The sequence below is a fragment of the Streptomyces sp. NPDC058632 genome (genome assembly GCF_042717095.1).
Taxonomy (GTDB): domain Bacteria; phylum Actinomycetota; class Actinomycetes; order Streptomycetales; family Streptomycetaceae; genus Streptomyces.
This window is the reverse complement of record NZ_JBHXQZ010000045.1, coordinates 12,768-38,129: the sequence shown is the minus strand read 5'-3', so window position 1 is coordinate 38,129 and position 25,362 is coordinate 12,768. Positions and strand designations below refer to the sequence as shown.

17 protein-coding genes and 1 pseudogene are annotated in these 25,362 nt (G+C 73.4%); 7 read left to right on the top strand and 11 right to left on the bottom strand.

All coding sequences use genetic code 11. From position 1 onward, the window contains the following. Positions 1–295: 295 nt before the first annotated feature. From ACFWVE_RS18695 to panB, 4 genes are all read right to left on the bottom strand, one after another. Complete coding sequence (locus tag ACFWVE_RS18695) at positions 296–454, bottom strand: SPOR domain-containing protein (protein ID WP_384015232.1); 159 nt, start codon at positions 452–454, stop codon at positions 296–298. Between the two features lie 890 nt (positions 455–1,344). Further along, complete coding sequence (locus tag ACFWVE_RS18690; RefSeq protein ID WP_384015157.1) at positions 1,345–2,256, bottom strand: ABC transporter permease; 912 nt, start codon at positions 2,254–2,256, stop codon at positions 1,345–1,347. Next, on the bottom strand, positions 2,253–3,278 hold the full coding sequence (locus ACFWVE_RS18685) for an ATP-binding cassette domain-containing protein (RefSeq protein ID WP_384015154.1): 1,026 nt from the start codon (positions 3,276–3,278) through the stop codon (positions 2,253–2,255). The genes ACFWVE_RS18690 and ACFWVE_RS18685 overlap by 4 nt, the downstream gene beginning before the upstream one ends. Positions 3,279–3,531: 253 nt before the next feature. Further along, the gene (gene panB, locus ACFWVE_RS18680) at positions 3,532–4,407 is read right to left on the bottom strand and encodes a 3-methyl-2-oxobutanoate hydroxymethyltransferase (protein WP_384015151.1); all 876 of its coding nucleotides are present in this window, start codon (positions 4,405–4,407) and stop codon (positions 3,532–3,534) included. A 356-nt stretch (positions 4,408–4,763) separates the two neighbouring features. Between panB and ACFWVE_RS18675 the strand changes: the two genes are divergently transcribed. Then, positions 4,764–5,819: an endonuclease/exonuclease/phosphatase family protein gene (locus ACFWVE_RS18675; protein ID WP_384015148.1), complete on the top strand. Its 1,056-nt coding sequence runs from the start codon at positions 4,764–4,766 to the stop codon at positions 5,817–5,819. A 69-nt stretch (positions 5,820–5,888) separates the two neighbouring features. On the opposite strand, the gene ACFWVE_RS18670 is transcribed toward ACFWVE_RS18675, so the two are convergent. Then, entirely contained in the window at positions 5,889–7,643 is a 1,755-nt protein-coding gene (locus ACFWVE_RS18670; RefSeq protein ID WP_384015145.1) for an NAD+ synthase, read from the bottom strand. A 166-nt stretch (positions 7,644–7,809) separates the two neighbouring features. Between ACFWVE_RS18670 and ACFWVE_RS18665 the strand changes: the two are divergent. Continuing rightward, a pseudogene (locus ACFWVE_RS18665) lies at positions 7,810–8,256 on the top strand (RrF2 family transcriptional regulator); the annotation flags it as partial. 44 nt (positions 8,257–8,300) lie between these two features. Here the strand turns inward: ACFWVE_RS18665 and ACFWVE_RS18660 are convergent. Next, a complete protein-coding gene (locus ACFWVE_RS18660; protein WP_384015143.1) occupies positions 8,301–9,488 on the bottom strand; it encodes a globin domain-containing protein in 1,188 nt (395 codons plus the stop codon). Positions 9,489–9,841: 353 nt separating this feature from the next. Between ACFWVE_RS18660 and ACFWVE_RS18655 the strand changes: the two genes are divergently transcribed. Continuing rightward, positions 9,842–11,203 (top strand): glutamine synthetase family protein, encoded by a 1,362-nt coding sequence (locus tag ACFWVE_RS18655; RefSeq protein ID WP_384015140.1) that lies wholly within the window; start codon positions 9,842–9,844, stop codon positions 11,201–11,203. A gap of 111 nt (positions 11,204–11,314) precedes the next feature. On the opposite strand, the gene ACFWVE_RS18650 is transcribed toward ACFWVE_RS18655, so the two are convergent. From ACFWVE_RS18650 to ACFWVE_RS18640, 3 genes are read right to left on the bottom strand one after another with little or no spacing between them, the layout of a single operon-like run. After that, positions 11,315–11,965 (bottom strand): DUF3618 domain-containing protein, encoded by a 651-nt coding sequence (locus ACFWVE_RS18650; protein WP_384015137.1) that lies wholly within the window; start codon positions 11,963–11,965, stop codon positions 11,315–11,317. Continuing rightward, entirely contained in the window at positions 11,941–12,354 is a 414-nt protein-coding gene (locus tag ACFWVE_RS18645) for a phage holin family protein (protein WP_384015135.1), read from the bottom strand. The genes ACFWVE_RS18650 and ACFWVE_RS18645 overlap by 25 nt, the downstream gene beginning before the upstream one ends. Positions 12,355–12,364: 10 nt before the next feature. Next, positions 12,365–13,048, bottom strand: a complete 684-nt coding sequence (locus ACFWVE_RS18640) for a hypothetical protein (protein WP_384015132.1) — start codon at positions 13,046–13,048, stop codon at positions 12,365–12,367. Positions 13,049–13,629: 581 nt separating this feature from the next. On the opposite strand from ACFWVE_RS18640, the gene ACFWVE_RS18635 reads away from it, so the two are divergent. Further along, complete coding sequence (locus tag ACFWVE_RS18635; RefSeq protein WP_384015129.1) at positions 13,630–14,400, top strand: response regulator transcription factor; 771 nt, start codon at positions 13,630–13,632, stop codon at positions 14,398–14,400. On the opposite strand, the gene ACFWVE_RS18630 is transcribed toward ACFWVE_RS18635, so the two are convergent. Together ACFWVE_RS18630 and ACFWVE_RS18625 are read right to left on the bottom strand one after the other, a co-directional pair. After that, the gene (locus tag ACFWVE_RS18630) at positions 14,397–17,111 is read right to left on the bottom strand and encodes a LuxR C-terminal-related transcriptional regulator (protein WP_384015126.1); all 2,715 of its coding nucleotides are present in this window, start codon (positions 17,109–17,111) and stop codon (positions 14,397–14,399) included. The two genes, ACFWVE_RS18635 and ACFWVE_RS18630, sit on opposite strands and share 4 nt — an antisense overlap. Next, positions 17,108–19,555: a LuxR C-terminal-related transcriptional regulator gene (locus ACFWVE_RS18625; protein WP_384015123.1), complete on the bottom strand. Its 2,448-nt coding sequence runs from the start codon at positions 19,553–19,555 to the stop codon at positions 17,108–17,110. The genes ACFWVE_RS18630 and ACFWVE_RS18625 overlap by 4 nt, the downstream gene beginning before the upstream one ends. Positions 19,556–19,871: 316 nt before the next feature. Here ACFWVE_RS18625 and ACFWVE_RS18620 point away from each other — a divergent pair, with 316 nt between their 5' ends. The 3 genes from ACFWVE_RS18620 (at position 19,872) to ACFWVE_RS18610 (ending at position 24,956) form a co-directional block, all read left to right on the top strand. After that, complete coding sequence (locus tag ACFWVE_RS18620) at positions 19,872–22,697, top strand: LuxR C-terminal-related transcriptional regulator (protein ID WP_384015120.1); 2,826 nt, start codon at positions 19,872–19,874, stop codon at positions 22,695–22,697. A 586-nt stretch (positions 22,698–23,283) separates the two neighbouring features. Further along, a complete protein-coding gene (locus ACFWVE_RS18615; protein WP_384015117.1) occupies positions 23,284–24,126 on the top strand; it encodes a helix-turn-helix transcriptional regulator in 843 nt (280 codons plus the stop codon). After that, positions 24,123–24,956 (top strand): response regulator transcription factor, encoded by an 834-nt coding sequence (locus ACFWVE_RS18610; protein ID WP_384015114.1) that lies wholly within the window; start codon positions 24,123–24,125, stop codon positions 24,954–24,956. Before ACFWVE_RS18615 ends, ACFWVE_RS18610 begins: the two co-directional genes overlap by 4 nt. Positions 24,957–25,362: the final 406 nt, after the last annotated feature.

The following is a 25,362-nucleotide window of genomic DNA, read 5'->3' as shown; positions in this document are numbered from 1 at the left end:
CGCTGTGCCTGACGCTGTCGCTGGCCTGGTACTGGCAGATGCGCGACCAGCGGATCGAGGCCCGCACCTGGTGCCGTGAGGTGATGGCGCTGGGTCCGGACCCGTTCGCCGAACCGGTGCGTCCCGTCCCCTCGTTGTGGAAGAGCTGTACCGACGCCCCGCCGCCGATGACCGACGAGGTGCTCGCCGAGGCCCGGCGCGAGGTGCATCTGGCCCACATGGCGTGCATGGACACGGAACTGGACGACTGGATGACGCCCCAGGCGCAGCACCGGCTGCGGGTCATCGCTACGGCCTACGAGCCCGGCCAGCCGCAGATCTGCCGCCCGCCCGGCACGTTCTGGGCGTTCGCCCTGCTGCTGAACGGCGAGATGAGCACCCTGTACAAGGTCGTCGACGAGGCCGTCCGCACCTGTCGGCAGACACCCGGCTTCGACTGGGAACTGGCCTCCAACCTGCAGATAAGGGCCAACTTCCTCGCCAACCGCAGCGACTGGGCCGGCGACGCGCTGCGCGACGCCGACGAGGCCCTGGAGATCTACCGGCGGATCGGCGACGCCTGGGGCGCCGCCGAGAGCCTGTCCGCCCGCGCAGAGGCACGCGAACGCCGCGGTGAGTGCGCGCTCGCCGCCGCCGACTACGAGGAGGCGATCCGGTACGCCGAACGCCTCGGCGCCCACGCCCAGACGGCGGTGCTCACCGCACGGCTGGGCGGCGTGCTGCTGGAGGCGGGGGAGGAGGAGCGCGGTGAGCGGCTGCTGCGCGACGTCATCGACCGGCGCGGCGGCGGACACGAGCCGGCGCTGCCCGCCGCCCGGCTCTTCCTGACCGATTGGCTCGGCATGACCGGGCGCGTCGCCGAGGCGCGCGAGCAACTGCGCGTGCTGCGTGATGAGTTCCGTATCGCGCACTACGTCGTCTTCGACGCCTTCATCCTCGGCGCCGAGGGCTGGCTCGACATCGCCGACGGACACGACGAACGGGCGCTGGGCACGATCCGCGCGGCGCTCGCACAGTCCAACAACCCGCTGACCCTGGCGATCGCCGCCCATATGCGGGCCTCGCACCTGACCATGGCCGCCACCGCCCTGGCCGGCGTGGACGGCGGCCGGCACGCCCGCGACGCGGCCCGTTGCCTCGGTGCCGCCGACGCCTCCCTGCCGTCCCGTCACATCGCCGGGCGCATGGAGCGCGAGGTACGTGAACGGGCCGAGCGGCGGATCCGGGAGGCCCTCGGCGACACCGCGTACGCCGCCGCGTACGCGGAGGGCGGCCGCCTCTCCCCGGAGGAGGCCGCCGCCCTGGTCTGACCCGGCACACGGGGACGGAGGACCGGTTTCCCGGTCAGCTCTTCGTACGGAACTTGTGGATCGCGACCGGCGCCGTCACCGCCGTGATACCCACCGACCAGGCCACCGTCAGCCACAGGTCGTGCGCGACCGGGCCGCCCACCATCAGGCCGCGCGCGGCGTCGGCCAGCGAGGACAGCGGGTTGACGTCGGTGAAGGTCTGCAGCCAGCCCGGCATCGACTGGGTCGGCGCGAAGATCGACGAACCGAACTGCAGCGGCATCAGCACCAGGAAGCCCATCGCCTGCACCGACTGCGCGTTCTTCATCGTCACACCCAGCGTGATGAAGATCCACATGAGGGCCGAGCCGAACAGCACGGACAGCCCCACGGCGGCGAACAGCCCCGGCCAGTGGGTGATGTCGAAGCCGACCAGGACACCGACGACCATGAGGATCGCGGTGGCGATCAGCATGCGCAGTATCTCGACCGCGATCTTGGCGAACAGCACCGAGCCCCGGCCGATGGGCAGTGACCGGAAACGGTCCATGACACCCGTGTTGAAGTCCTGGTTGAAGCCGGTACCCACTCCCATGGCCATGTTCATGCCCATCATGGCCATCAGGCCGGGCATGATGTACTGCACGTACGCCTCCTGCCCGCCGCCCAGCGACTGCCCGATCGAGCCGCCGAAGACGTACACGAACAGCAGGGTGAACACGATCGGGAACAGCACGGCGTCGAACATCGACTCCGGGTCCTGCCGGATCCACAGCAGATTGCGGCGGACCAGCGCGCCGGTGTGACGCAGATGGGAACGCAGCGGGATCCGGCCGTCCCCGACGGCCGCCCGAGCCGTACCGGCCCCATGGGCAGCACCGGTGGCACCGGCAGTCGCGGTCCCGCCGTCCGGGGTGACGTCGGTCTTCGAGGTCGTCGCGGTCTTCGGGGACGTCGCGGAGCTCATGCGGCGGCCTCCTCGTGGGTCTCGGCGGGCACGGTGTCCTGCGGGGCACTGGCACGGTGGCCGGTGAGCGAGAGGAACACCTCGTCCAGGCTGGGCAGTTCGGTGGTGATGGAGGCGAGGGTCAGGCCCCGCGCGGTGACGGCGCCGACCACCGCGGTCAGCTGCTCGTCGCTGAGGATCGGAACCAGGACGGCGCCCCGCTCACTGTCCACGGTGGCGGTGGCGAGCCCGGTGATGCCCAGCTCGTCGAGCGCGGAGGCGAGCGGGCGCAGCTGGAGCGGATCGGCCGGGCGGATCCGCAGGGTACGGCCGCCGACCTTGGCCTTCAGCTCCTCGATGCCGCCGCTCGCGATGACCTTGCCGCGGTCCACGACGGTCAGCTCGGAGGCGAGTTGCTCGGCCTCCTCCATGTACTGGGTGGTCAGCAGCACGGTCACCCCGTCCCCGACCAGCCGCCTGACCTCGACCCACACCTCGTTGCGGGTACGCGGGTCCAGCCCCGTGGTCGGCTCGTCGAGGAACAGCACCGCCGGCCGGCCGATCATCGACGCGGCCAGGTCCAGCCGGCGTCGCATACCGCCGGAGTACGTGGACGCCGGACGCCGGGCCGCCTCGGTGAGCGAGAACCGCTCCAGCAACTCGTCGGCGCGGCCACGGGCCTCCTTGCGGGGCAGGTCGAGCAGCCGGCCGATCAGATACAGGTTCTCCCAGCCGGCGAGCTTCTCGTCCACGGAGGCGTACTGCCCGGTCAGCCCGATCACCCTGCGCAGCTGCCGTGGCTGGCGGAGCACGTCGTACCCGGCGACGGTGGCCCCGCCGGCGGTCGGGACGAGCAGGGTGGAAAGAATGCGGACGAGGGTGGTCTTGCCGGCGCCGTTCGGCCCGAGAACCCCCATCACGGTGCCCTCGCGCACATCCAGGTCGACACCGTCCAGTGCTTTGGTCTCGCCGTAGTGCTTGACCAGCCCCCGCACGGTGACGGCGCTGCCCGCGCCACCGGAGTCGTTGTCGTTTCGCGTCATGCCCCGACCCTGACACCCCCCACCGACAAACCCCCGACAGCCGTCCGACAGAGGGCTGTCGGGCAGCCGGCACCCCCGACAACTTCGCGACGGCCACCGCAACCACCGATGGAGCAACCGCGACGGTGAGTACCACTTCCGCGAAAGCGGCGCCGGTTCAGGCGCAAAAAGGGGACGGGCCCGCCGATGGGGGAAGTCGGCGGGCCCGTCAGTGTGCGGCGATGGCTCAGTGGCAGTGCCACGGCAGCGTGGTTCAGTGGACGGAGTGCTCCTCCTGCGGGAACGTTCCGCCTACGACGTCCTCGGCGAACGCCTTCGCCGCGCCGCCCATGACCTCACGCAGGTTCGCGTACTGCTTCACGAACTTCGGCACCCGGCCCCCGGTCAGCCCGAGCATGTCGGTCCACACCAGCACCTGCGCGTCCGTCCCGGACCCCGCGCCGATCCCGACCGTGGGGATGTGCAGCGTGCGGGTCACCTCGGCGGCCAGCTCGGCCGGCACCAGCTCCAGGACGACGGCGAAGGCGCCCGCGTCCTGCACGGACTTGGCGTCCCGCAGCAGCTGCTGCGCGGCCTCCTCGCCGCGCCCCTGGACGCGATAGCCCATGGCGTTCACGGACTGGGGGGTGAGTCCGATGTGCGCCATGACCGGGATGCCGGACTCGACCAGCAGCTCGATCTGCCGGTGCGAGCGCTCGCCGCCCTCCAGCTTCACGGCGCCGACCCCGGCCTCCTTGACCAGCCGGGTCGCCGAGCGCAGCGCCTGCACCGGACCCTCCTGGTACGAGCCGAAGGGCAGGTCGGCGACGATCAGGGCGCGACTCGTACCGCGCACCACGGCCGCGGACAGCACGGCCATCTCGTCGAGGGTGACGGGGACGGTCGTCTCGTACCCGAGGTGGCAGTTGCCCGCGGAGTCGCCGACGAGCATGACCGGGATGCCGGCCTCGTCGAAGACGGACGCGGTCATCGCGTCGTAGGCGGTGAGCATGGGCCACTTCTCGCCGCGTTCCTTGGCGAGGGCGATGTCACGAACGGTGATACGGCGGGTGCCCTTCCCTCCGTACAGCGCCTTGCTGCCGTCGGAGGGGCGTGACCCCGAAGTCGGAGCAGCCGAAAGCTGCGTCATGGCAACGGCTCCTAACACGTCATCTCGAGGCGCCCTGACGGCGTCCCCGGATCCCCTCCATGGTGGCACTTCGCGAGAGCCGGTGCCAGGGGTGGTCTCCACCGGAAGGAGCGCCGCCGGAGCGGCACCGGGGAACTCCTCGCGGACAGCCCCGCCCCGCGACTCCCGGCCGCAGCATTGTGCGCGTTCCGTCACAGAGCGCGCTTTCCCCGGTCCCACCCGGAACTCCCGGGACGGTTCCGCTCGTCCTCGCCTCCGTACGGCCGTCGACAGACGGCGGGAAGGACGCCGATCATCCCCTAGGGTCTACGCACACAGGGGGAGTCGGTGTGCACGGCAAGGTGTGAGGCGACGGTATGGCGCAGCAGGCGTACATGACGGAGACGGACGACGGCGGCTCGGGGCCAGGGCAACGCCGGACAACCGGGCTTCGGCGCCTGTGGGACCGCTTGACCAGAGGCTGGCGCGGGGACCCCCGTATCTGGCGCCGGGGCGTGATCCTCGCCGTGTGCGCGGTGCTGCTCGCCCTCGTCATGGCGGCCCACGCCCGGATCCCCAACGTGGTCGGCAACCTGGGCAGTCTGCTCGAGACGTTCCTGCCGTGGCTGGGGCTGGCCGTCCCGGTGCTCCTGGTACTGGCCCTGGTCCGCAGGTCCGCCACCGCGCTGATCGCGGTGCTGCTGCCCGCCGTCGTCTGGCTGAACCTCTTCGGCGGCCTGATCGTCGACCGGACCGGCCCCGGCGGCGACCTCACGGTGGCCACGCACAACGTCAACGCCCAGAACCCCGACCCGTCCGGCACCGCCCACGACGTCGCCGCCTCGGGGGCGGACGTCCTGGCCCTGGAGGAACTGAAGGCGTCGGCGGTCCCGGCGTACGAGACGGCGCTGGCCTCGACGTACGAGTACCACGCGGTGGTCGGCACCGTCGGGCTGTGGAGCAAGTACCCGCTGAGCGACGTGGCGGCCGTCGACATCCGCCTCGGCTGGAAGCGCGCGATGCGGGCCACGGTGACGACGCCCGAGGCGCAGGTCGCCGTGTACGTCGCCCATCTCCCGTCCGTACGCGTGAAGCTGGAGGCCGGCTTCACCGCCCGCCAGCGCGACAAGAGCGCCGACGCCCTGGGCGCGGCCATCGCGAGGGAGCCCCTGGAGAACGTCGTCCTGCTCGGCGACCTGAACGGCACGATGAACGACCGCGCCCTGAACGCCGTGACCTCCCAGATGCGTTCCACCCAGGGCGCGGCGGGCAGCGGCTTCGGCTTCAGCTGGCCTGCGGCGTTCCCGATGGCGCGGATCGACCAGATCATGGTCAAGGGCGTCGAACCGGAGAGCTCGTGGTCGCTCCCCGAAACGGCGAGCGACCACCTCCCCGTCGCGGCCCGGGTGAAGATCGCTACGCCGGACGGCTGAGGCCGCGGAGCGGCCCCGGGGCGCGAGTTCCCGAGGCCGCTCCGGGCCTGCCCCGCGCTCGTGTGCCGCCTACTCCCGCCAGCCGTTCGTGATCGGCAACCGGCGGTCCTTGCCGAAGCCCTTCGGGGAGATCTTCGTCCCCGGCGGGTACTGCCGCCGCTTGTACTCGGCCCGGTCGACCATCCGCAGTGTCTTCTTCACCAGCTCCGCGTCGAACCCGGCCGCGACGATCTCGTCCGCACCCCGGTCCCGGTCCACGTACAGGTCGAGGATCGCGTCGAGGACGGGATAGTCCGGCAGCGAGTCCGTGTCGACCTGACCCGGCCGCAGTTCCGCACTCGGCGGCTTCGCGATCGAGTTCTCCGGGATGGGCGGGGTCTCGCCGCGCGCCGCCGCCGAGCGGTTGCGCCATTGTGCGAGCCGGAACACCGACGTCTTGTAGACGTCCTTGATGGGCCCGTACGCCCCCACCGAGTCCCCGTACAGCGTCGAATACCCGACCGCCAGCTCCGACTTGTTGCCCGGCGCCAGGACGAGGTGGCCCTCCTGGTTGGAGATGGCCATGAGCATCGTGCCGCGAAGCCGGGACTGCAGGTTCTCCTCCGCCAGCCCGGAAAGCCCCAACGCCCCCATGTACGCGTCGAACATCGGCTCGATGGAGACGGTCCGGAAGTTCAGCCCGGTCCGCCGCGCCAGCTCCGCCGCGTCGCCCCGGGAGTGGTCCGAGGAGTACTTCGACGGCATGGACACGCCGTGGACGTTCTCCGCGCCCACCGCGTCGCAGGCGATCGCGGCGACGAGCGCCGAGTCGATCCCGCCGGACAGGCCGATCAGCACCGACTCGAAGCCGTTCTTCACGACGTACGCCCGCAGCCCCACGACCAGCGCCGCGTACACCTCCTCGTCGTCGTCGAGCGGCTGCGCGGACGACCCGTGCCGCTCGGGCGCGTACGCGGGCAGCGCTGCCCCGGACAGGACGACGCGGTCGATCCGCAGCCCGTCGTCGACGACCTCGCCGGCCGGCGGCGCGTCCGCGGCGGCCTGAGGGAGGTCGAGGTCGAGCACCACGCACTCCTCGGTGAACTGCGGCGCGCGCGCCACGACGTCGCCGTCACGGCCGACGACGATCGAGTCCCCGTCGAAGACCAGGTCGTCCTGACCGCCGGTCATCGCGAGGTACGCGGTCGTGCAGCCGGCCTCCCGGGCCCGCCTGCGGACCAGTTCGAGCCGGGTGTCGTCCTTTTCCCGCTCGTACGGCGAGGCGTTGACGGAGAGCAGCAGTCCGGCCTTCGCCGACCGCGCGGCCGGGACCCGGCCGCCGTCCTGCCACAGGTCCTCGCAGATGGCGAGGGCGACGTCCACGCCGTGCAGCCGCAGGACGGGCAGGGTCTCGCCCGGCACGAAGTACCGGAACTCGTCGAAGACCCCGTAGTTCGGCAGATGGTGCTTGGCGAAGCTCAGCACGACCTCGCCGCCGTACAGCACGGCCGCGGCATTGCGCGGCGCGCCGGCCGGCTGGCCGTACTTCGGCTGGGCGGCGGCGCTGCGGTCGAGGTAGCCGACGAGCACGGGCAGCTCCCCGAGGCCCTCCTCGGCGAGCCGGGCGGCGAGGGAGCGCAGGGCCTCGCGGGAGGCCTCCACGAAGGACGACCTCAGCGCGAGGTCCTCGACGGGATACCCGGTCAGAGCCATCTCCGGGAACGCCACGAGGTGGGCTCCCTGCTCGGCACAGTGCCGGGTCCGGCGGAGGATCGTGTCGGCGTTGCCGGCGAGGTCGCCGACACGCGAGTCGATCTGATTCAGAGCGAGACGAAGTTGAGGCACGCGGCCCAGTGTAATCGTCAATTCGACACTATGGGTGGGGCGGGCGGGCGGTGAGCCGTGGATCACCCTGGGCCGGGCCGCCGGGCCGCCGCACGTGACGGCTTACGGCTTACGGCTTACGGCAGATAATTTGAACGCGTGATGCGGATTACCTACGCTCCCCGGTATGAGGCTGCTGCGCTCCACCGACCTGGCCCTGCGGGTCCTGATGCGCCTCGCCGTGGCCGCGGAGGACTCCCACCCGACGACGCGTGATGTCGCCGAGGCCATGGGCGTGCCGTACACCCATGCCGCGAAGGTCGTCGCCGAACTCCGGCACAGGGACCTGCTCACCGCCCGGCGCGGCCGGGGCGGCGGCCTCACCCTCACCGAGCGGGGCCGTACCGCCTCGGTCGGCGCCCTGGTGCGGGCCTTCGAGGGCGAGAGCGACGTCGTCGACTGCGAGGGCGCGTCCGCGTCCGGCACGGGCACGCCCTGCCCGCTCCGGTCCGCCTGCCGGCTGCGCGGCGCACTGCGGCGGGCCCAGGAGGCGTTCTTCGCCTCGCTGGACCCGCTCACCGTGTCGGACCTCGCCGCGAGCCCGACGGGCCCGCTGCTGCTGGAGATCTCCCGCACCCCTCGGCCCCAGGGCCCGGCCCGCGGCCGTGCGGGGCGCGCTCAGCCCTGCTTGGCCAGCCAGAGGTCCGGGCCGAACACCTCGTAGTGGATGTCGGCCGGCGCGACGCCCTTGCCGATCAGCTGCTCCCGCACCGTCCGCATGAACGGCAGCGGACCGCACAGGTACGCCCGCGTACCCGCCGCGACCGGTACGCCGGTGAGGTCGACGTAGCCGGTGGAGGCGCCGGCCGGGGCGTCCTGCTCGTACCAGAGGTGCACCGCCGCCTCCGGCAGCTTCGCCGCGTACGCCTCGTGGTCGGCGCGCAGGGCGTGGTCGGCGGGGGAGCGGTCACCGTGCACGACGGTGACCGGGGCGTCGTGGCCGTGGTCGGCGAGATGGGCCAGCATCGCGGTCATCGGGGTCACGCCGATGCCGGCGGAGGCGAGCAGCAGGGGGGCGGCGGGTTCGGTGTCGAGGACGAGATCGCCGTACGCCTCGGACAGTTCCACGACGTCCCCGACCCGCACGCGCGCGTGCAGGTGGCCGGAGACCTCGCCCTCGGGCGCCGCGTCGTCGTGCACGCGCTTGACGCTGAACTGCCGCTCACCGGGGCCGGGTGCGCCGGAGAGGCTGTACTGGCGGATCTGCCGGGCGCCGTCGTCGAGGGTGACGCGCACGGAGACGTACTGGCCCGGGCGGAAGTCCCGCACCGGCCCGCCGTCGGCCGGACGCAGCCGGAACGACACGACATCGGCGGTCTCGGCGACCCGCCCGACGACCTCCCACTCCCGCCAGCCGGGCCCGCCCCGCTCCTCGTGGAGCCGCTTCTCGACGGCGATGAGGGCGTTGGCCATCAGCCAGTAGACCTCCTCCCAGGCGGCCGCGACCTCGGGCGTGACGGCCTCGCCCAGGACCTTTGCGATCGCGGCGAACAGGTGCTCGTGGACGATCGCGTACTGCTCCGGGGCGATGCCGAGCGAGGCGTGCTTGTGCGCGATGCGCCCCAGCATCGCGTCGGGCCGGGTGTCGGGGTGTGCCAGCAGGTGCGCGGCGAACGCCGCGATGGACCCGGCGAGGGCCTCGCGCTGGGTTCCGGCGGCCTGGTTGCCGCGGTTGAACAGGCCGCGCAGCAGCTCGGGGCGGGCCTCGAACATCCCGGCGTAGAACCGCTCGGTTATCTCACCGAGGGCCCCGCCCACGGCGGGAAGCGTGGCGCGGACGGTGGCGGCGGACTGCTCGGACAGCATGGGGTCTCCTCGTTCTCGACTGTCTTCTCGACTGCCTGCACCGCCCATTAAAACTTGCATCTGAAATACCAATTAAAGGAGGGTGGGTTCAGGGCCGCCGGGGCGGGCCGGATCGCATACGGGCCCCTCCGTGACGAACCCCGGCCCGAGCGGGCAGGATGGGCCGCAGGGTGATGCGCCTGGCGCGGACAGGCCCTTCGCGCCGCTGTGGAAGCCCGTGGGACGATCAAGGTCGGCAACACGCGCGAAACCCGGATGTGGTGGGATGGCCGAAGTGCCCGACCGCCGCCCGAGGAGGCCACCCGGCGCGGGAGAGACTGGCGGCCTGAACGGCAAGGATGGGGAAGCGGAAGATGGACAAGCAGCAGGAGTTCGTGCTCCGGACGTTGGAGGAGCGCGACATCCGGTTCGTACGGCTGTGGTTCACGGACGTACTGGGCTTCCTGAAGTCCGTGGCCGTGGCCCCGGCCGAACTGGAGCAGGCGTTCGACGAGGGCATCGGCTTCGACGGCTCCGCCATCGAGGGCTTCGCCCGGGTGTACGAGTCCGACATGATCGCCAAGCCGGACCCGTCGACGTTCCAGGTCCTGCCGTGGCGCGCCGAGGCCCCCGGCACGGCCCGCATGTTCTGCGACATCCTGATGCCGGACGGCTCCCCGTCCTTCGCCGACCCGCGCTACGTCCTCAAGCGTGCGCTGGCCCGCGCCTCCGACCAGGGTTTCACCTTCTACACCCACCCGGAGATCGAGTTCTTCCTGCTGAAGGACAAGCCGGTCGACGGCAGCCGCCCGACCCCGGCGGACAGCTCCGGCTACTTCGACCACACCCCGCACAACGTGGGCATGGACTTCCGCCGGCAGGCGATCACCATGCTGGAGTCGATGGGCATCTCGGTGGAGTTCTCCCACCACGAGGGCGCCCCCGGCCAGCAGGAGATCGACCTCCGCTACGCGGACGCGCTGTCCACGGCCGACAACATCATGACGTTCCGTCTGGTCATGAAGCAGGTGGCGCTGGAGCAGGGCGTGCAGGCCACGTTCATGCCGAAGCCGTTCTCGGAGTACCCGGGCAGCGGCATGCACACGCACCTGTCCCTCTTCGAGGGCGACCGCAACGCGTTCTACGAGTCGGGCGCGGAGTACCAGCTCTCCAAGGTCGGCCGCTCCTTCATCGCGGGCCTGCTGCGGCACGCGGCGGAGGTCTCCGCGGTCACCAACCAGTGGGTCAACTCGTACAAGCGCATCTGGGGCGGCTCCGAGCGCACCGCCGGCGCCGGCGGCGAGGCCCCCTCGTACATCTGCTGGGGCCACAACAACCGCTCGGCCCTGGTCCGCGTCCCGATGTACAAGCCCGGCAAGACCGGCTCGGCCCGCGTCGAGGTCCGCTCGATCGACTCCGGCGCCAACCCGTACCTGACGTACGCGCTCCTCCTGGCCGCCGGCCTGAAGGGCGTGGAGGAGGGCTACGAACTCCCGCCCGGCGCCGAGGACGACGTCTGGGCCCTCTCCGACGCCGAACGCCGCGCCCTCGGCATCGAACCCCTCCCGCAGAACCTCGGCGAGTCCCTCACCCTGATGGAACGCAGCGACCTGGTCGCCGAGACCCTCGGCGAACACGTCTTCGACTTCTTCCTGCGCAACAAGCGCCAGGAGTGGGAGGAGTACCGCTCCGAGGTCACGGCCTTCGAACTGCGCAAGAACCTGCCGGTGCTGTAACGCGCGGAGGGAGCCCCGCCCCCGGCCCGTACACGGTCCGCGGAACAGGGCTCCCTCCGGTCTCCGGTGGGGCCGGCCCCGGGAGAGGCCGGGACCGGAGCGTTGCCGGTCCTACCCCTTGAGGTGCCGGCCGGAGTCACGTGCCTGCTCGGTGACCTCGCCGGTCCGGCCGCGTGCCTCGTCCTGGGTGGTGCGTGCGGCCTGCGCCGCGGTGTCCTTCACCTCCGCGGCCGCGCTCTGCGTCACCTCCCGGGCGCCTTCCTTGAGGTGCTGCGCGGACTCCGCGGCGGCCTCCTTGACCGGCTGCAGGGCCTCGCCACCGCGCTCCATCAGCTCGGTGGCCTTCTGCTGCTCGGTCCGGGACGCGGGCACCACCGAGGACGCCAGCAGACCGACGCCGAAGGCGACCAGACCGGCGGCCAGCGGGTTGCCCCGGGTCTGCCGACGGGCCATGTCGGGCGCCTGCTGCACGGCGTCCTCCGCCTGGCCGGCCGCGGCGCGAGCCGCATCGGACGCCTTCCCTGCGCCCTCCTGCACCGAGCCGGCCGCCGACTGCGCGGTGCTCGTCACGCCGTGCGCGGACTGCGACGCGGTGCCCATGACCCGGTCGCGGACGCCCGACACCCTGTCGCGCATCCGGTCCGCGCGGCGGCGCACCACCCGGCCGGGACTGGTCCGCTCGGCGAGCTGGTCCACGTTCGTGGAGAGTTGTTCGCGAGTGGCCTCTATCTCGGCCCTCACCTGGTCGGGTGACGTGCCCATTCCGCGTTCTCCTTCATGGTCTCGACGGTCTGCTCGGGCTTCGGGGAGACGGCCCGCATCCGTGCGCGGCCCTTCTGGTACAGCACGGCCGCGACGACGGCCCACACCGCGGCGACGATCAGTGCGGCCCAGCCCCCGTCCATCACATTGGCCAGCCCCAGTACGGCGGCCAGCGACAGGAACAGCAGCACCAGGTAACCGGCGAAGCCGGCACCGCCGTACATCCCGGCGGCCTTGCCCGCCCTGGTCCCCTCCTCCTTGATCTCGGCCTTCGCCAGCTCGACCTCCTGCCGGAAGAGGGTCTGGAGGTCGGCGGTCACGCCGGAGAGGAGCTCGCCCACGGACTGCTCCTGGCCCTGTGGCTCGGTCGAGCCGGGCACGGGTGACATGGAGGACATCTCACACCTCCGGGTGCGCGCGGCCCGGCGCGCCGGCCGGCGGCGCCCCCGCGGCCGGTGGGGGACCGGCCGGAGGGGGGCCGGGGGGCAGCGGCTGGGTGGGGGGCAGAGGCTGGGTGGGGGGCGTGCCCAGCCCGTCCCACCCCTGCGACCCGGAGGTCTGCGCCTGCCCGGACCCGTCGGACCGCGACGGGGTCTGGGAGGCGGTGCCCGACGCCTTCGCCAGCCGCCCGACGGCCAGTCCGGCCAGCAGCGCGCCGCCGAGGAAGGCCCCGGGGCGCCGGCGGGCGAAGCTCTGGAGGTCGGAGACGAGACCTTCGGCGCCCTGCTCCTCCAGGTAGTCGGCGGCACGGCGGCCCCGGTCGGCCGCCTGGGCCGCGAAACCGCGGGCGGCGGAGTCGCTCTGGGCGTGGTCGGCGAGGTCGGCGAGGTCGCTCGCCCACCCCCGCAGTGCTTCGGCCGCGCGCCTGGTCTGCCCCTCGGCCTCCTCCATCGCCCGGCCCCGCAGGTCGTGGACGGCGGTCCCGGCCTGCTGCCGGGCCTCGCCCGCCACGGTCCGGGCCTGCGCCGCCGCGGTGTCCGCGACCTGGCCCGCGGCCTGTTTTGCCTGACCGGCCGTCGCGGAGGCCTCTGTCCTGACCTTTTCTCCCGTGTCCCTGGTTCCGGTGTGTACGGACTCACTCATCGGCGACTTCTCCTCATCGGATGTCCTGCGTGAGGTCCCGTGCCCCGGACGCCCCGGCGCCTGCCGGAAGTCGTACACCGGGCATCCCACGTGACCGTCCGTCCCGCCCCGAGTGACCTTTCATCCATTTTTGACACGCTTCGTCCGTAAGGAATTCCGGCCGGAGGCCGCGCCTCTCCGTCCACGCGTCGTTTCGCGGGGCGTCTCACGGCAGACGCGGCCGTGACGGTGGGTGAGGGGAAGGGGGAGCGGTACGCCTACGGGTGACTCGGGCGGGCAGCGGGCAGCGGGCAGCGGGCCCGTGTCCCGTGGCGTGGGACCGGGTGGGTTCTGGGTACCCGTGGGTGGTCGGGCGGCGGTGCCCGCTGCCCGGGTGGCCGAGATCTTGTGGGGGGAGGGTGTCGGGTGTGGGCTCGGGGTGGGGGTTGGGGTGGCGGTATGTCGCGGAGTGGTGACGGGATCGTCGAGCGAATGCAACCGTCCACTGGCGTAAAACCGCACCCTGGCGGGACATAATCGCTGGGATTGTGCGACGGCGGCTCGGCGGGGAAGCCGGTCGACGGAGGGACAGGGGGCGCTGGATGAACGCGGGACCGGTCAGGGTCGCGGTCGTGGCCCGGGGCGCTGTCGCCCGCGGTGGGCTCACCGCCATGCTGAAGGAAGCGGGTCTGGTGAAGCAGACCACCGTCTTCCGGCCCGACGAGTTCACGACGGGGTCGCCCCAGGACGCCGTCCAGTTGCTGATCCTCTCCTGCGACGTGCTGGTGCTGTGGTGCGTGAACGGCGCCGGGGAGGGCGAGGACGCGTGGGCCGCCGAACTGGCGCACGTCGTCCGCCGCAACGGGGTCCGGGTGCTGCTGGTGCTGCCCGGTGCCGAGGTGCGGCGCATCGCGTCCGGCGGGGCCGTCCCCTGCGACGGAATCCTGGACCAGGACGCCCTGACCAGCGAGGGACTGGACGACGCCCTGCGGATGCTCGCCGACGGCGAGCGGCCGACGCCACAGCTCACCGGACCGCAGCCGGTGCCGCGCCCGACCGGCCCGGGCAACGGCGTACCGCGGACCCGGTCGCCGATGGGGCAGCTCACCGACCGCGAGAGACGGGCGCTCGAACTGCTGGTCGAAGGGCTGAGCAACCGGCAGATCGGACAGGCACTCGAGCTGTCGGAGCATGCCGCCAAGCGCACCGTCGCGCTCGTGCTGGCCAAACTGGACTGCCCCAACCGCACCCAGGCCGCCGCGGTCGCCCTGCGCGAAGGGCTCGTGGGCGCGGACCCGGGGACGGGGAGGAGCGCGGGTACGGGCAGGGGCAGGGGCACGGGCCTGGGGCCGGGGGAGGCGCTGCGCGCCTAGGGCCTTCCCGCTTCGGTGGGTCGTGGGTGGCCCAGGACCGTTGCCAGGTCGGTTCTGCCGTTGATGCCCAGGATGCGGTAGGTGCGGGTCAGATGGAGTTCGACCGTGCGCAGACCGACCGAGAGTTCCTTGGAGATCGCCGTGTTCGAGCGGCCCTCCGCGGCCAGGAGCGCGACCCTGAGCTGGGCCGGACTCAGCCGGGCCCGGTTCGAGCGGGGCCGAGCGGCCAGCCGGGCGGCGACCTCCTCGGGGAGCGGGAAGGGCCGGCCCCGCCTGACCGCCTCGTCGAGCAGGCCCCGCACCTCCGCCGACCGGCCGGTGTCCAGCAGGGCCGAGGCCAGTTCGACCATCGCCCGCGCGTACAGCCTCCGGGTCGGCAGACCGGCGAGCAGACGTACCGCGGTCCGCAGATGCCCCAGCGCCGTCCGGTCGGTGAGTGCCGGACCCGCCCAGAGATGCACGGCACCGACCGCGCCCGGCGCGCCCCAGGCCCGGGCCGCCGCGAGGCTCTCCACCACCAGACGGGCCGCCGTCTGCGGTGCCTCGCAGGCGGCCTCCGCCATGGCGAGGTGCGAACGCCAGGGGACGACGGCGGGGTTCACACAGCCGAGGGGCAGCAGCATCCGGCCGCACTCGCGCAGTTGGGCCCTCGCCTCGGCGGTCCGGCCGGTGCGGAGCCCGAGGACGCCCCGGGCGAACAGCAAGTGGGGACGGCCCAGGCCGTGTTCGTGCCGGTCCGACGGGTCTTCTGCCCCGTCGGGTCCCTCCAGGATCGACTCCGCCAGGTCCGTCCGCCCGGACTCCAGGGCGACGAGCGCTTCCAGCGCGGTCAGCCTCGGCAGCGCCCGTGGGTGCCAGTGGTGCTTGGGCACCTCGTCGACCGCCTCGGCCAGTCGTTCCCTGGCTTGTTCCAACTCGCCTGTACGCAGAGCCAGTTCGGCCAACCCCAGGAGGGCGTGCCCGGTCACCTGACTCACCTTCCGGCGTCTTGACTCGGCCGCGATCCGTTGCAGCCCGGACCGGGCGAGAGCCGTGTCCTCGGTGACGGCGAGCACGCGCGCGGCGAACAACCGGGGAGTGAACAGCCCGTCTCCCGCCCGGGTGAACACGGCCACGGCCAGGCTGCGGGCCCTACCGATCTCCCGCCCGGCCAGGCAGTACCGCCAGGCCTCGGCGGCGGCCTCGGCCGCGTCGAACTCCACTGCCGGGACGGGAAGTGCCGAACTGTCCGGCGTCACGGCGTCCGTCGCCGGTGCCGTCCCGGCCGTTCCGGCCGGAGAGGTCTCCACGGCCAGGTGGAGCAGGGCGAGCAGGGTGCGTCGATCCGCCTCGGCCGCCGTCGCCCGCGCCGCCGTGCCGAGGGCGGCCGCCGCGTCGCCCCCGGCCCGCAAGGTGAGCAGGTCGGCGGCGAACAGCCGTGCCCCGGAACGGTTCTGGGTGTAGGGCTCCGCCAGGATCCGCCGGAATCCGCGCTCGGCCGCCGCCGGGCGCAGTGACGACTGGGCCGTCGCCAGTTCCAGGAGCACGTCCGTACGCAGCCCGCCGGCGGCTCCGCGGTCCAGGGCCCGTTCCAGGAACACCAGCGCCTCGGCGTCGTCGCCACAGCGGCGGGCGTCCAGGCCCGCCGCGTACAGGGCACCGGGAACCCAGGGCTCGTCCAGCAGGGTCTGCGCCGCCAGGCGGCCGAGTACGGGCGGTGGAAGTCCCTCTTGCTGCGCCAACCGCACGGCACGCTCGTGGAGTTCGCGCCGCCGGTCGTCGCTCAGGAGGCCGAGCGCCCGGTCGGCCACCAGGGGGTCGTAGACCCGGGGCCGTACGAGGGAGTCCAGCAGGCCGGTGGTGGCAAGCTCCGTACGGGCCTCCTCGGCTTCCGGTACGGCGATCCCGGCCAGTTCGCATACCTGGGCGAAGGAGAAGCGGCCCGCCGCCACCGCGCTCGCCCCGACGAGCGCGACCGCCGGTGCGGACACCCGCGCCAGTAGGGTCCTCAGCTGGTGCCTGCCCATCTGGTCGGCCAGCGCGGTGAATTCGTCGGCATCGGGAGGGGGGCCGGGCCACCGCCGGAGCGTGGCGCAGAGCAGCGCCGGGTTGCCGGCCGTCGCGGCGACCGCGGGAGCGAGGAGGGGGACGGCCGCGTCCTCGCCGTATGCCCTGACGAGCAGGGTTCGTACGGCTTGTTCGCCGAGCGGGTGCAGCGTCAGCTCGTACCGGAGGCCGGGAGCGGGGCGGGAACCCGTGGTGCGGGGCGCCGGGGTCGGGTCCTCGGTGCCGCCGACGCCTTCGGCCACCACCACCCGCAGCGCCGGCCGCCGGTGCCCCGGACCGCTGCCGGACGGCTCCGCCCACTCCGTCGCCGGTCCGGGCGTGCCACAGAGGCCGTCGACGAGGACCGCCCACGGGGTCCCGGGGGCAGCGGGTCTCTCCTGGGCGGGCGTTCGGGTGCCGCCGTCGGCCGGGCGGGCGGGCCCGGTGACGACGCGCAGGCCGGCCTGCCGGGCCAGGACGGCGGCCTCGGCGAGCACCGCGCTGCGCCCGGTGCCCGGTCGCCCGCGGACGACGACGGTCGCCGTCCCGCCGTTCGCGACCTCGCGCACGGCGTGCTTCAGCGTCGCCAGTTCCTCGGACCGTTCCAGAAGCCCGCCCGGTCCGCCCGGTCCGCCCGGTCCGTCCCGCGCGTCGCGTGCTCCCTCGCCCTGCCGCGGCCCGCTCAACGCAGTTCGCCGAGTGCTCGCGCGGAGGGGGAGGAGGAGTGCGGCTCCTGCGGCGGGAACCGCTTCGCGAGGCCGGTCCGTCCGGGGACGTCGAGCTTCCGGTAGACGTTCGTCAGGTGGTACTCGACCGTCCGTACGGTCAGGCACAGGGCGTCCGCGATGGCCCGGTTCGACTTCCCGGCCGCCGCCAGCTCCGCCACGGGGCGTTCGGCGTGGCTGAGAACCGCCGGAGCGGACCGGTCCCGGCCCTCCGCCGAGCGCAGGGCGCACCGTGCCTGTTCGGCCACGGCGGTCAGGCCGCAGCGCACGGCGGTGGCCAGTGCCGCGCGCAGCCGGGGGCGTGCTCCTCCGATGTCGGACTGGTGCAACAGGGTCCTGCCGAGGCGGAGTTCGGCGAGTGCGTGGAAGTGCCGGTCGGAGCTGTCGGCGAGTACGCGCACGCTCTCGGTGAGCAGTTCGACGCGGTCGGCGGGACCGGCTGCCGCCATGCCCCGGGCCAGCAGACTCAGCCCCGTGCTGCGGGCCGTCGGCCATCGCCCGGCCAGCTGCCGGCCGAACTCGGCCCGCTCCGCGGCGGCGCCCGTCCGGCCCAGCCGCATCAGCAGGTCCGTACTGTGCACCCACCAGGTGGTGAACACCGGGCTGTGCACACCGGCGGCGGCGAGGCTCGCCCCGCACCGCTCCAGCAGGCTCAGGGCCTGCTCGGGCCGGCCGCGGTCGCGTTCGACGAGGGCCAGGGCCGTCAGGCGGTGGTGGTACTCCCAGACACAGTCGTCGAGCCGGTGGCTGTCGAGCCGGAGCAGTACCTGCTGTGCCCGGTCGAGGTCGGCCCGGGCGACGAGGGCGAGCGCGAGGGCGATCGAGGCCAGCCGGCTTTTTCCCGCCGCGCCCTCCCCCTCGGAGATGCGGGAAGCGGCCAGCGCCGCCGCGGCGGCCTCGGACGCCTGGCCCGACTCGATCAGTACGAGGGCGCGCGCGGAGGAGGCGTGGCCCTCGGCCCACACCTCCTCGCGCTCGGCGCTGTCGGCGACGGTCCGTTGCAACTGGTCGAGTGCGGTCGCGGTGTCGTCGGCCAGCGCGAGGACCTGCGCGGCGGCGACCCTGGCCCACGCGCTGGGCGGCCGCTCGGACCAGAGGACCTGACGGGCGCCGGAGAGTGCCGTCTCCCGTCCGGTGGCGGTCAGCGCGGTACGCAGCGCGCGGGCGGCGAGGACGACGTGCTCGGCCGGGTGGCCGGTGAAGACCGGAGGCACGGGGGCCACGGGCACTACGGCTGTCGCAGGGGCCGTGGGGATCGTGGGGGTGGCGGGCGCGGCTGGAGCTGCAGGAGCGGCAGGAGCGGCTGGAGTCGGCGCACCGCCGGGGCGGCCGGGACCCAGCTCGCGCACCAGCGCGTCGAGTGCCTCGGGCCCGTCGGGGGAGCCGTGCACCATCAGGGAGGTGAGCAGGAGCAGGCCGGCGGCGTGGGACCGGACCAGCGGATCGTCCGTGCGGGACAGCGCCCCGGTGAGGTGCTCGCGGGCGGCCGCGGGGTCGATGTCGACCAGGACGGCGGCGAGGTCCATGCGGACGGTGACGTCGTCGGGGTCGGCGGCGTGCAGCCGTTCCAGGCAGGCCACCGCGGCGGCCGGGCGGTCGTGCCGGGCGGCGGCCGCCGCCTCCTTGAGGACGGCCCGCATCCAGGAGCGGTCCAGCGTGGTCAGTCCGAGCAGCAGGTCGGCCACCCGCTCGGCCGGCTCTGCCGCGTCGTTGAGGATCTCGGCGGCCTGGGCGCGCATCCGCTCCCGCGTGGCCTCGGGCAGGGCGTCCAGCAGCGCGGGGGCGCCGTGGTCCCGGGTCCGCCCGAAGAGCAGACCGCGGGCCTCGGCGTCCGCCAGAAACCGGGCGGTCACCTTGGAAGGGAACCCGGCCAGGGCGCCGACGAGGTCCGGGTCGGTGCTGCGCAGGAGCGCAGCCGCCTGAGCGACCCGGAGCAACCTCGGCTCGTTTTGAGCCAGTTCGTCCGCGCTCCGGGGCGTCGGCCGGGCGGCGTCGGCGGGCCAGAGACCGGCGGTGTCGACCACGGTGCAGTAGTCCCGCGTCGCCAGCTCGTGGAGCGCGGCCGTGGCGGGCCCCGGCAGACCGGGAGGCAGGTGCAGCAGGACGGTCAGCGACTGTGCCGCCCCGCCCCGGGAGGTGGCGCGGATCAGGTGGTCGATGAAACGGAGCGTGCCCTCGTCGCACCACTGCGCGTCACCGATGGAGAGGACGACCGGCCCGTGCGCCAGCAGCCCGCGGACCAACGAGTGTGTCGCGTAACGGACTTGGTGCGCCGGCATGGAGGTTCCGAGCAGTCGGCGCAGCACGGCGTGCTCCGTGCCGGCGGCTTCCCGCCGGCAGTGGACGCGCCGCACGCTCGCCGCGCGGCCGCACTTGTCACTGACGTGACGTGCGATCGTGTCCACCGGAGCACGGTCGTGGGGGCCGAGCATCACCAGGCAGTGGGCTCCGGGAATCTCCCCGCGGACCGGGCAGGCGGAGGGCGCGCGCCGCGGGGCCGGGACGGCGGCGGATCCCGCTCCGGGGGTGAGGGAGCGGGAGACAGAGAACGAGGGGAGGAGAGGCACGGGCTGTGATCGTCTCGAACTCATAATCATTACGATATGACAGTGCTGTGATCTTTTGTTGACGGTGCGGTGCCTTCTTGTCCAGGCGACTCGCCGGGCCAACTACCCCGGAATGGCCCATACTTGATCGACTCCGCCGGTGAATGGAGGCCCCGTGCAGCTGCTGGAGCGGACACAGGACCTCGCCCCGATCCAACACGCGATGAACACCGTGTGGACCGGTGGCACCGTGCTCGTGGCGGTCACCGGAACTCCGGGCATGGGGCGTTCGGCCTTCCTCGAGACGGTCGCGGACCAGGCGGAGCGGCACGGGTTCGCCGTACGCCGGGCCCGTGGCAGCCGGCTGGAACAGGGACTGCCCCTGGCACCCGGTCCGGCCCTCCCGGACGCCACCGGCCCGGTGGCGCTCCTGGTCGACGATCTGCACCTGGCCGACGCGCCCTCCCTGACCGCACTGACCCGGCTGCTCACCGCCCCGGAGCGGGCCCCGCTGTTCCTCGCGGTCGCCGTGTGCGAGGGCGAGTCGGCCACCGAACTGCCGCATGTGCAGGACGTCCTGGCGGCCGCGCACCGGGTGATCCGGGTGGGGCCGCTCGGCACGGAAGGAGTACGCGCCCTGCTCGAGGGGCGCGGCCTCGCCCTCGCCGACGACCAGGTCCACGCCTGGACGCGCGCGACGGGCGGCAGTCCGGCACTGATCACCTCCCTGCTGGACCGCCTGGAGGGCACGGACCACGGCACCCCCACCCGGCTGCTCGACGTCGCCCGTGCCCGCCCCGCGCCCTGGAGTCTGCGGACCCGGGTGGCCGCGGCGCTGACCGGGCACCCGGAGTCCGTCGGCCGGCTCGCGGGCTGCGCGGCGATTCTCGGCGGGGAGAGCGAGACCCATGTCCTCGCCCGGCTCGCGGATCTCGACCCGGTCGAAGGGATCGCCGCCGCCCGTGCGCTGGTCCGGCTCGGCTGGGCCGCCGACCGCTGGACGCCACCCGTGCTGTGGGACTGCGTGCGGGAGATCGCCGAGGACGGACTCTCCCTCGCCGACCGTGAGCGGCTGCACCGCCGGGCGGCCGAACTGCTCCACGAAGCCGGTGCCCCGGCCGAACAGGTCGTCCCTCATTTCCTGGAGGTGGGCCCCGGTGACTGGACCGGGGCCGCACGCGTGATGAGGGAGACCGCCTGTGAGGTGTGGCGTGGCGGGGACGACGCACTCGCGATCCGCTGTCTGCGCCGGGCCCTGCGGGAGTTCCCGCCCGACAGCCCGCAGCGCGGCGACCTGCTGACCGCCCTCGCCGACGTGGAGCAGGGTGCCGACACCGCCGCGATGCTGCGTCATGTCGGCCAGGCACTGCCCCTGCTGGGTGCGGTCCGGGAACGCGCCGCGGTCGTGGCCTGCGTGCCGCTCACCCTGTTCCTCTCCGCCCCGCACGCGGCGGCGGAGATGCTGGGGCAGGCGGCGGGGGCGGCCGGGAGCGTGAGGGACGGGTACGTCCACGTCGACGAGGTGGGGACCGTGCCGCACACGGGCCCCGCCGCTTGTTCCGCCCCTGCCGCTCCGGTCGCTCCCGCGCCTGCGGCGGTGCCGGTCGCGTCGGAGGCGGGGCTGCGGCTGGAGGCCCGTGCGCGACTGGCCCGGCTGGGCGACCCGGGTGCCCAGGCCGCCGCCGTCGAGCGGCTGCGCGGTCTCGGCGTCGGGGTGCGGGCCGGTACTGTCCCCGGCCCCCGTGCTGATCCCGGTACCGCGGCCCGGCGGGAACTCGTGGCGGTCCTCGTCTTCGCGGGCGTCCTCGGCGGCAGGCTCCCCGCCACCGAGGTGGCCGGCCTCACGCGGTGGCTGCTGGAGCACGAGCCGGCGTCGGCCGCCTCGGAGTACACCGCGGCCGCGCTGACGATCGCCTGCGCGGCCGTCTCGGAGACGGGCGAACCCGCACACAGCTGGCTGGACATGGCGCTGGAGACGGCACGGCGGCGCGACGACCAGCGGCTGCGCACGGCCGTGCTCAGCTGGCGGGCCCTCACCGCGGTGCACGCCGGCCGGCCCGCCGACGCCTGGACGGACGCACGGGACGCGTGCGCGGCCGCTCCCGACTCGCTGGGGGACCACGACTGGCTGACGGTGCTCGCACTGACGTCCGTGGCGGTCGAGACGGACGACGCCTGGCTGGCGGCGCGGCTGCGGGACCGGCTGGCCCAGGGGCAGGGCGCGGGGGAGCCGGTGTGCGGGCTCGCCCTGCGGGTGCTCCAGATCCCGCTGACGGCGGAGCGCGAACTGCCCGCCCTCGTGGCCGATCTGCAGGGCGCCGTCCATCGCGCCGAGGCGGCGGGCTGGCACAACCGCGCCCTCTTCCCGGTGGATCTGTGGTGCGTGCCCCTGCTGCTCCGTCTGGGCGAGCCGGAGGCCGCGCTCGAACTCCTCGCCCGCGCCTGCGACCGGGCACGACGGTTCGGCGCGCCGGGCGCGCTCGGCCGGATCCTGCGCATGTGGGGCACCGTCGTGCGCGGCCGCTACGCCCTCTCGCTGCTCGCCGAGTCCGTCGCCGTGCTCAGGGAGGGTTCCAACCGCCTGGAGCTGGGGCGGTCGCTCACGGCGTACGGCAACCGGATGCGGGCGGCCGGCCGGCCGGGCTCCGCCGAGATCCTCGCCGAGGCGGACCGGATCGCCGAGGCGACGGGCGCGGCGGTGCTGCGGTGCTGGACCGGGCCGCGACCGCCGTCCCCGCACGAGGCGCGCCCGTGCGGAGGAGCACCGCCGTCCGGGATGCTCAGCGACACCGAGCGCCGGGTCGCCTCCCTGGTGGCACTGGGGCACACCAATCAGGACACCGCCGAGGCGCTCGGCGTCACCCGGCGGGCGGTGGAGAAGATCCTGACCCGGCTGTACCACCGGCTGGACGTGGACGGCAGGGCCGGCCTGATCCCGGCGGTCCACCGCATGGCCGGACGGTCGGCCTTCGGCTCGGGCGTCCTGGCCGACCGGCTGTGAACCGGACGGCCACGATCCGGCGCCCCGTCCCGCGCACGGCCGGACCCGGCCGGCCGTGCGCCGGGTGAGCGGATCGGGGTGGCCGTGCCCCGGGCGGCCGGGTGCGGGAGACGTGTGCGCCGAGCGGCTGGATCCGGGCGGTCGTGCCCGGGCCACCGGGCCGCGGGCACCCCGCGCGGCGGCGCCCCGGCCCGTGACGCGGCGTCAAGTCCGGTACGTCCTGCCCCAGGTGGCAGGGCTTTTGGCCGCCATGCCCCGGGTCACCCGCCCCACCGCAGGTGAGCCCGTGTCCGCCGTCCGGTGCACCGAACGGGCTACCGCCGGGTAACGGTCGCCGGTCCGCCCGGATGGCGGGAAATGTAGGGGGAAACAGTGGAAATCCGCGGCCGACAGGAGGTTGCCGGCCGGTGCCGACGGTCGCTTTCCGTGGTGACCCGGATCCCCTGGCGACGGTCTCTCCGAACCTGTGATCGGGCGACCACAGTCTTTCGGGCCGAGGCCGGATTTCGTTGCGTGCCGTCGTCCCCGCTCCGTACGCTGGCTCGCGGCCAGTCAAAGATTCGGGAGCGGGAGGGGAACGGCCTACATGGCCCACGCGGAGATCGGCACGGTGGACGGGCTTCTTCGGGCGATGGAGCCGCATGCCGCCTTGCCCGACAAAAGCCAAGGATCCACCGAAGTGCCGTACGACATCGACCCCCCTTTGTTCGACGCGGAAATCGGGAGCGAGAAGTACCGTGACGCGTTCCTCTCACTTTTCGAGCGCTCCGGAATCGCCCTCGCGATTCTTGACCCGAACCTGCGCGTGCGTTCCGTCAACAGTCCCGAGATGCCCCGGTGCGCCCGGCGCCCGGACAGGTTGCAGGGCCGTGAATTCGTGGATTTCCTGCACCCGAGTGTGCGGCAGCACGTGCTGTACCAGTTCGGCCGGCTCGTCAAGGGGCACCGGACCCGCCTCGTCGGCCACTCCGTCGTCCTGTGCGTCCACGGCACCACCGTCTCCGGCAAGCTCACCGCGTTCCCGGTGACCGACGGCGCCGGCCGGGTCGAGATGATCGTCGTGCAGTTCACGCCGGAGGAGGCACCCCGCGACCAGGAGGCGGTCGACGGCTCGAAGTGGCGACTGGCCCCCCTCAGCGCGAAGGTCCTGGAGGGCGTGGCGGCGGGCGACCCGACGGTGCGGCTGGCGGCCAAGCTGTTCCTCAGCCGCCAGGGCATCGAGTACCACGTCGGCATGCTGCTGCGGCAGTTCCAGGTGCCCAACCGGACGGCGCTGGCGGCGAGGGCGTACTCCATGGGCATGTTCGGCATCGGCAGCTGGCCCCCGAAGGTGCTCCCCGGCTACATCCGCTCCGACGACCAGGGCGCGGACACGGACCTCGGGACCGATCGGCGTAGTCATGACCGCGGCGCTACGAGGGCGATGTGAAACTGCTGGTCGTCGAGGCCAACGAACGGGTGTCGGCCGCTCTCCGGGGCGCTCTGGCCGAGCACGGCCTGGAAGCCGTGTGCGCGTCCACCGGCAGGGAGGCGATCGGGCTCCTGGGCCGGGCCCGCCCCGACGCCGTACTGCTCGACCTGGCCCTCCCCGACTGCGACGGCTTCGAGCTGTGCGCCGAGATGCGCGCCGCCGACGCCGTTCCGATCCTGGTGACCACCGCGCGCGGTGACCATCTCTCCTGCGTACGAGCGCTCGACCTGGGCGCGGACGACTATCTCGTCAAGCCCTACAACCTGGCCGAAGTGCTGGCCCGGACCAGGGCGGTGATGCGCCGAGGACGGCTCACCGGGCCGACCGCCCCCGGCGCGTCCCCGGCCCCCGTCGCCGACCCGGCCCCCGCCCCCGGCCCGCCCTCCGGCGCCGACCCGGCCCCCGCCCCAGGCCCGCCCCCCGGCGCCGATCCCGGAACCGCGGGGTGCGGGTGCGGGTGCCTCGAGGAACCGCCGCCGGGTGATCTCCTGCTGGCCGGGCGGGTGCGCGTCGACCTGCGGGAGCGGGCCGTGCTGGTCGACGGCGCCCCGACCGAACTGCCCGACGACGAGTTCGACATCCTCGCCGCCCTGGCCCGGCGGCCGGGCGAGAAGCTGTGCGCCGACCAGATCGCCCAGGACATCCTGCGGGCGCGCCGGGCGTCGCTGCGGGCGACGCTGCGGCACCGCGTCGCCTCCCTGCAGGAACGCCTCGGGCCGTCCTCCCGGCTGGTCGAATCCGCCGAGGACGGGGGTTACCGGCTCGCCCTCCCCGAATCGTCCCTGTAGTGGGGGGAATGTCCGAAGCCGGCCGGTGGGAGGAGGGCGTGACGTCCCGGTCGGCGGCTGCGGGAATCCGGGGCGTCCGCACGGTCCGGGAAAGATGAATTTCCGGGTGCGGAGATTTTCCGCGGGCGGGGGAGGGGTGCGGCAAGGCCGTGCCGTGAGAACTGGGGGTTCTTTCAGTGATGGGCCTCCGGGCCACCGGTCGGGCGATGGTTCGAGGAATGTGGTCGGCGACGCCGACCGCGAGGGATGCAGGCACGCAGTGATACAGGCATGTGCCGCCGACCCGCCGGCTGTCCGCCGCACCGCAGAAAACACATGACGACGCATTCTCTTGTGAGGGGACAAAAGTGCGATCAGCCCGGTTCACCCGTCATCGTCGAATATCCGCCACCGCGCTGGCTCTGGG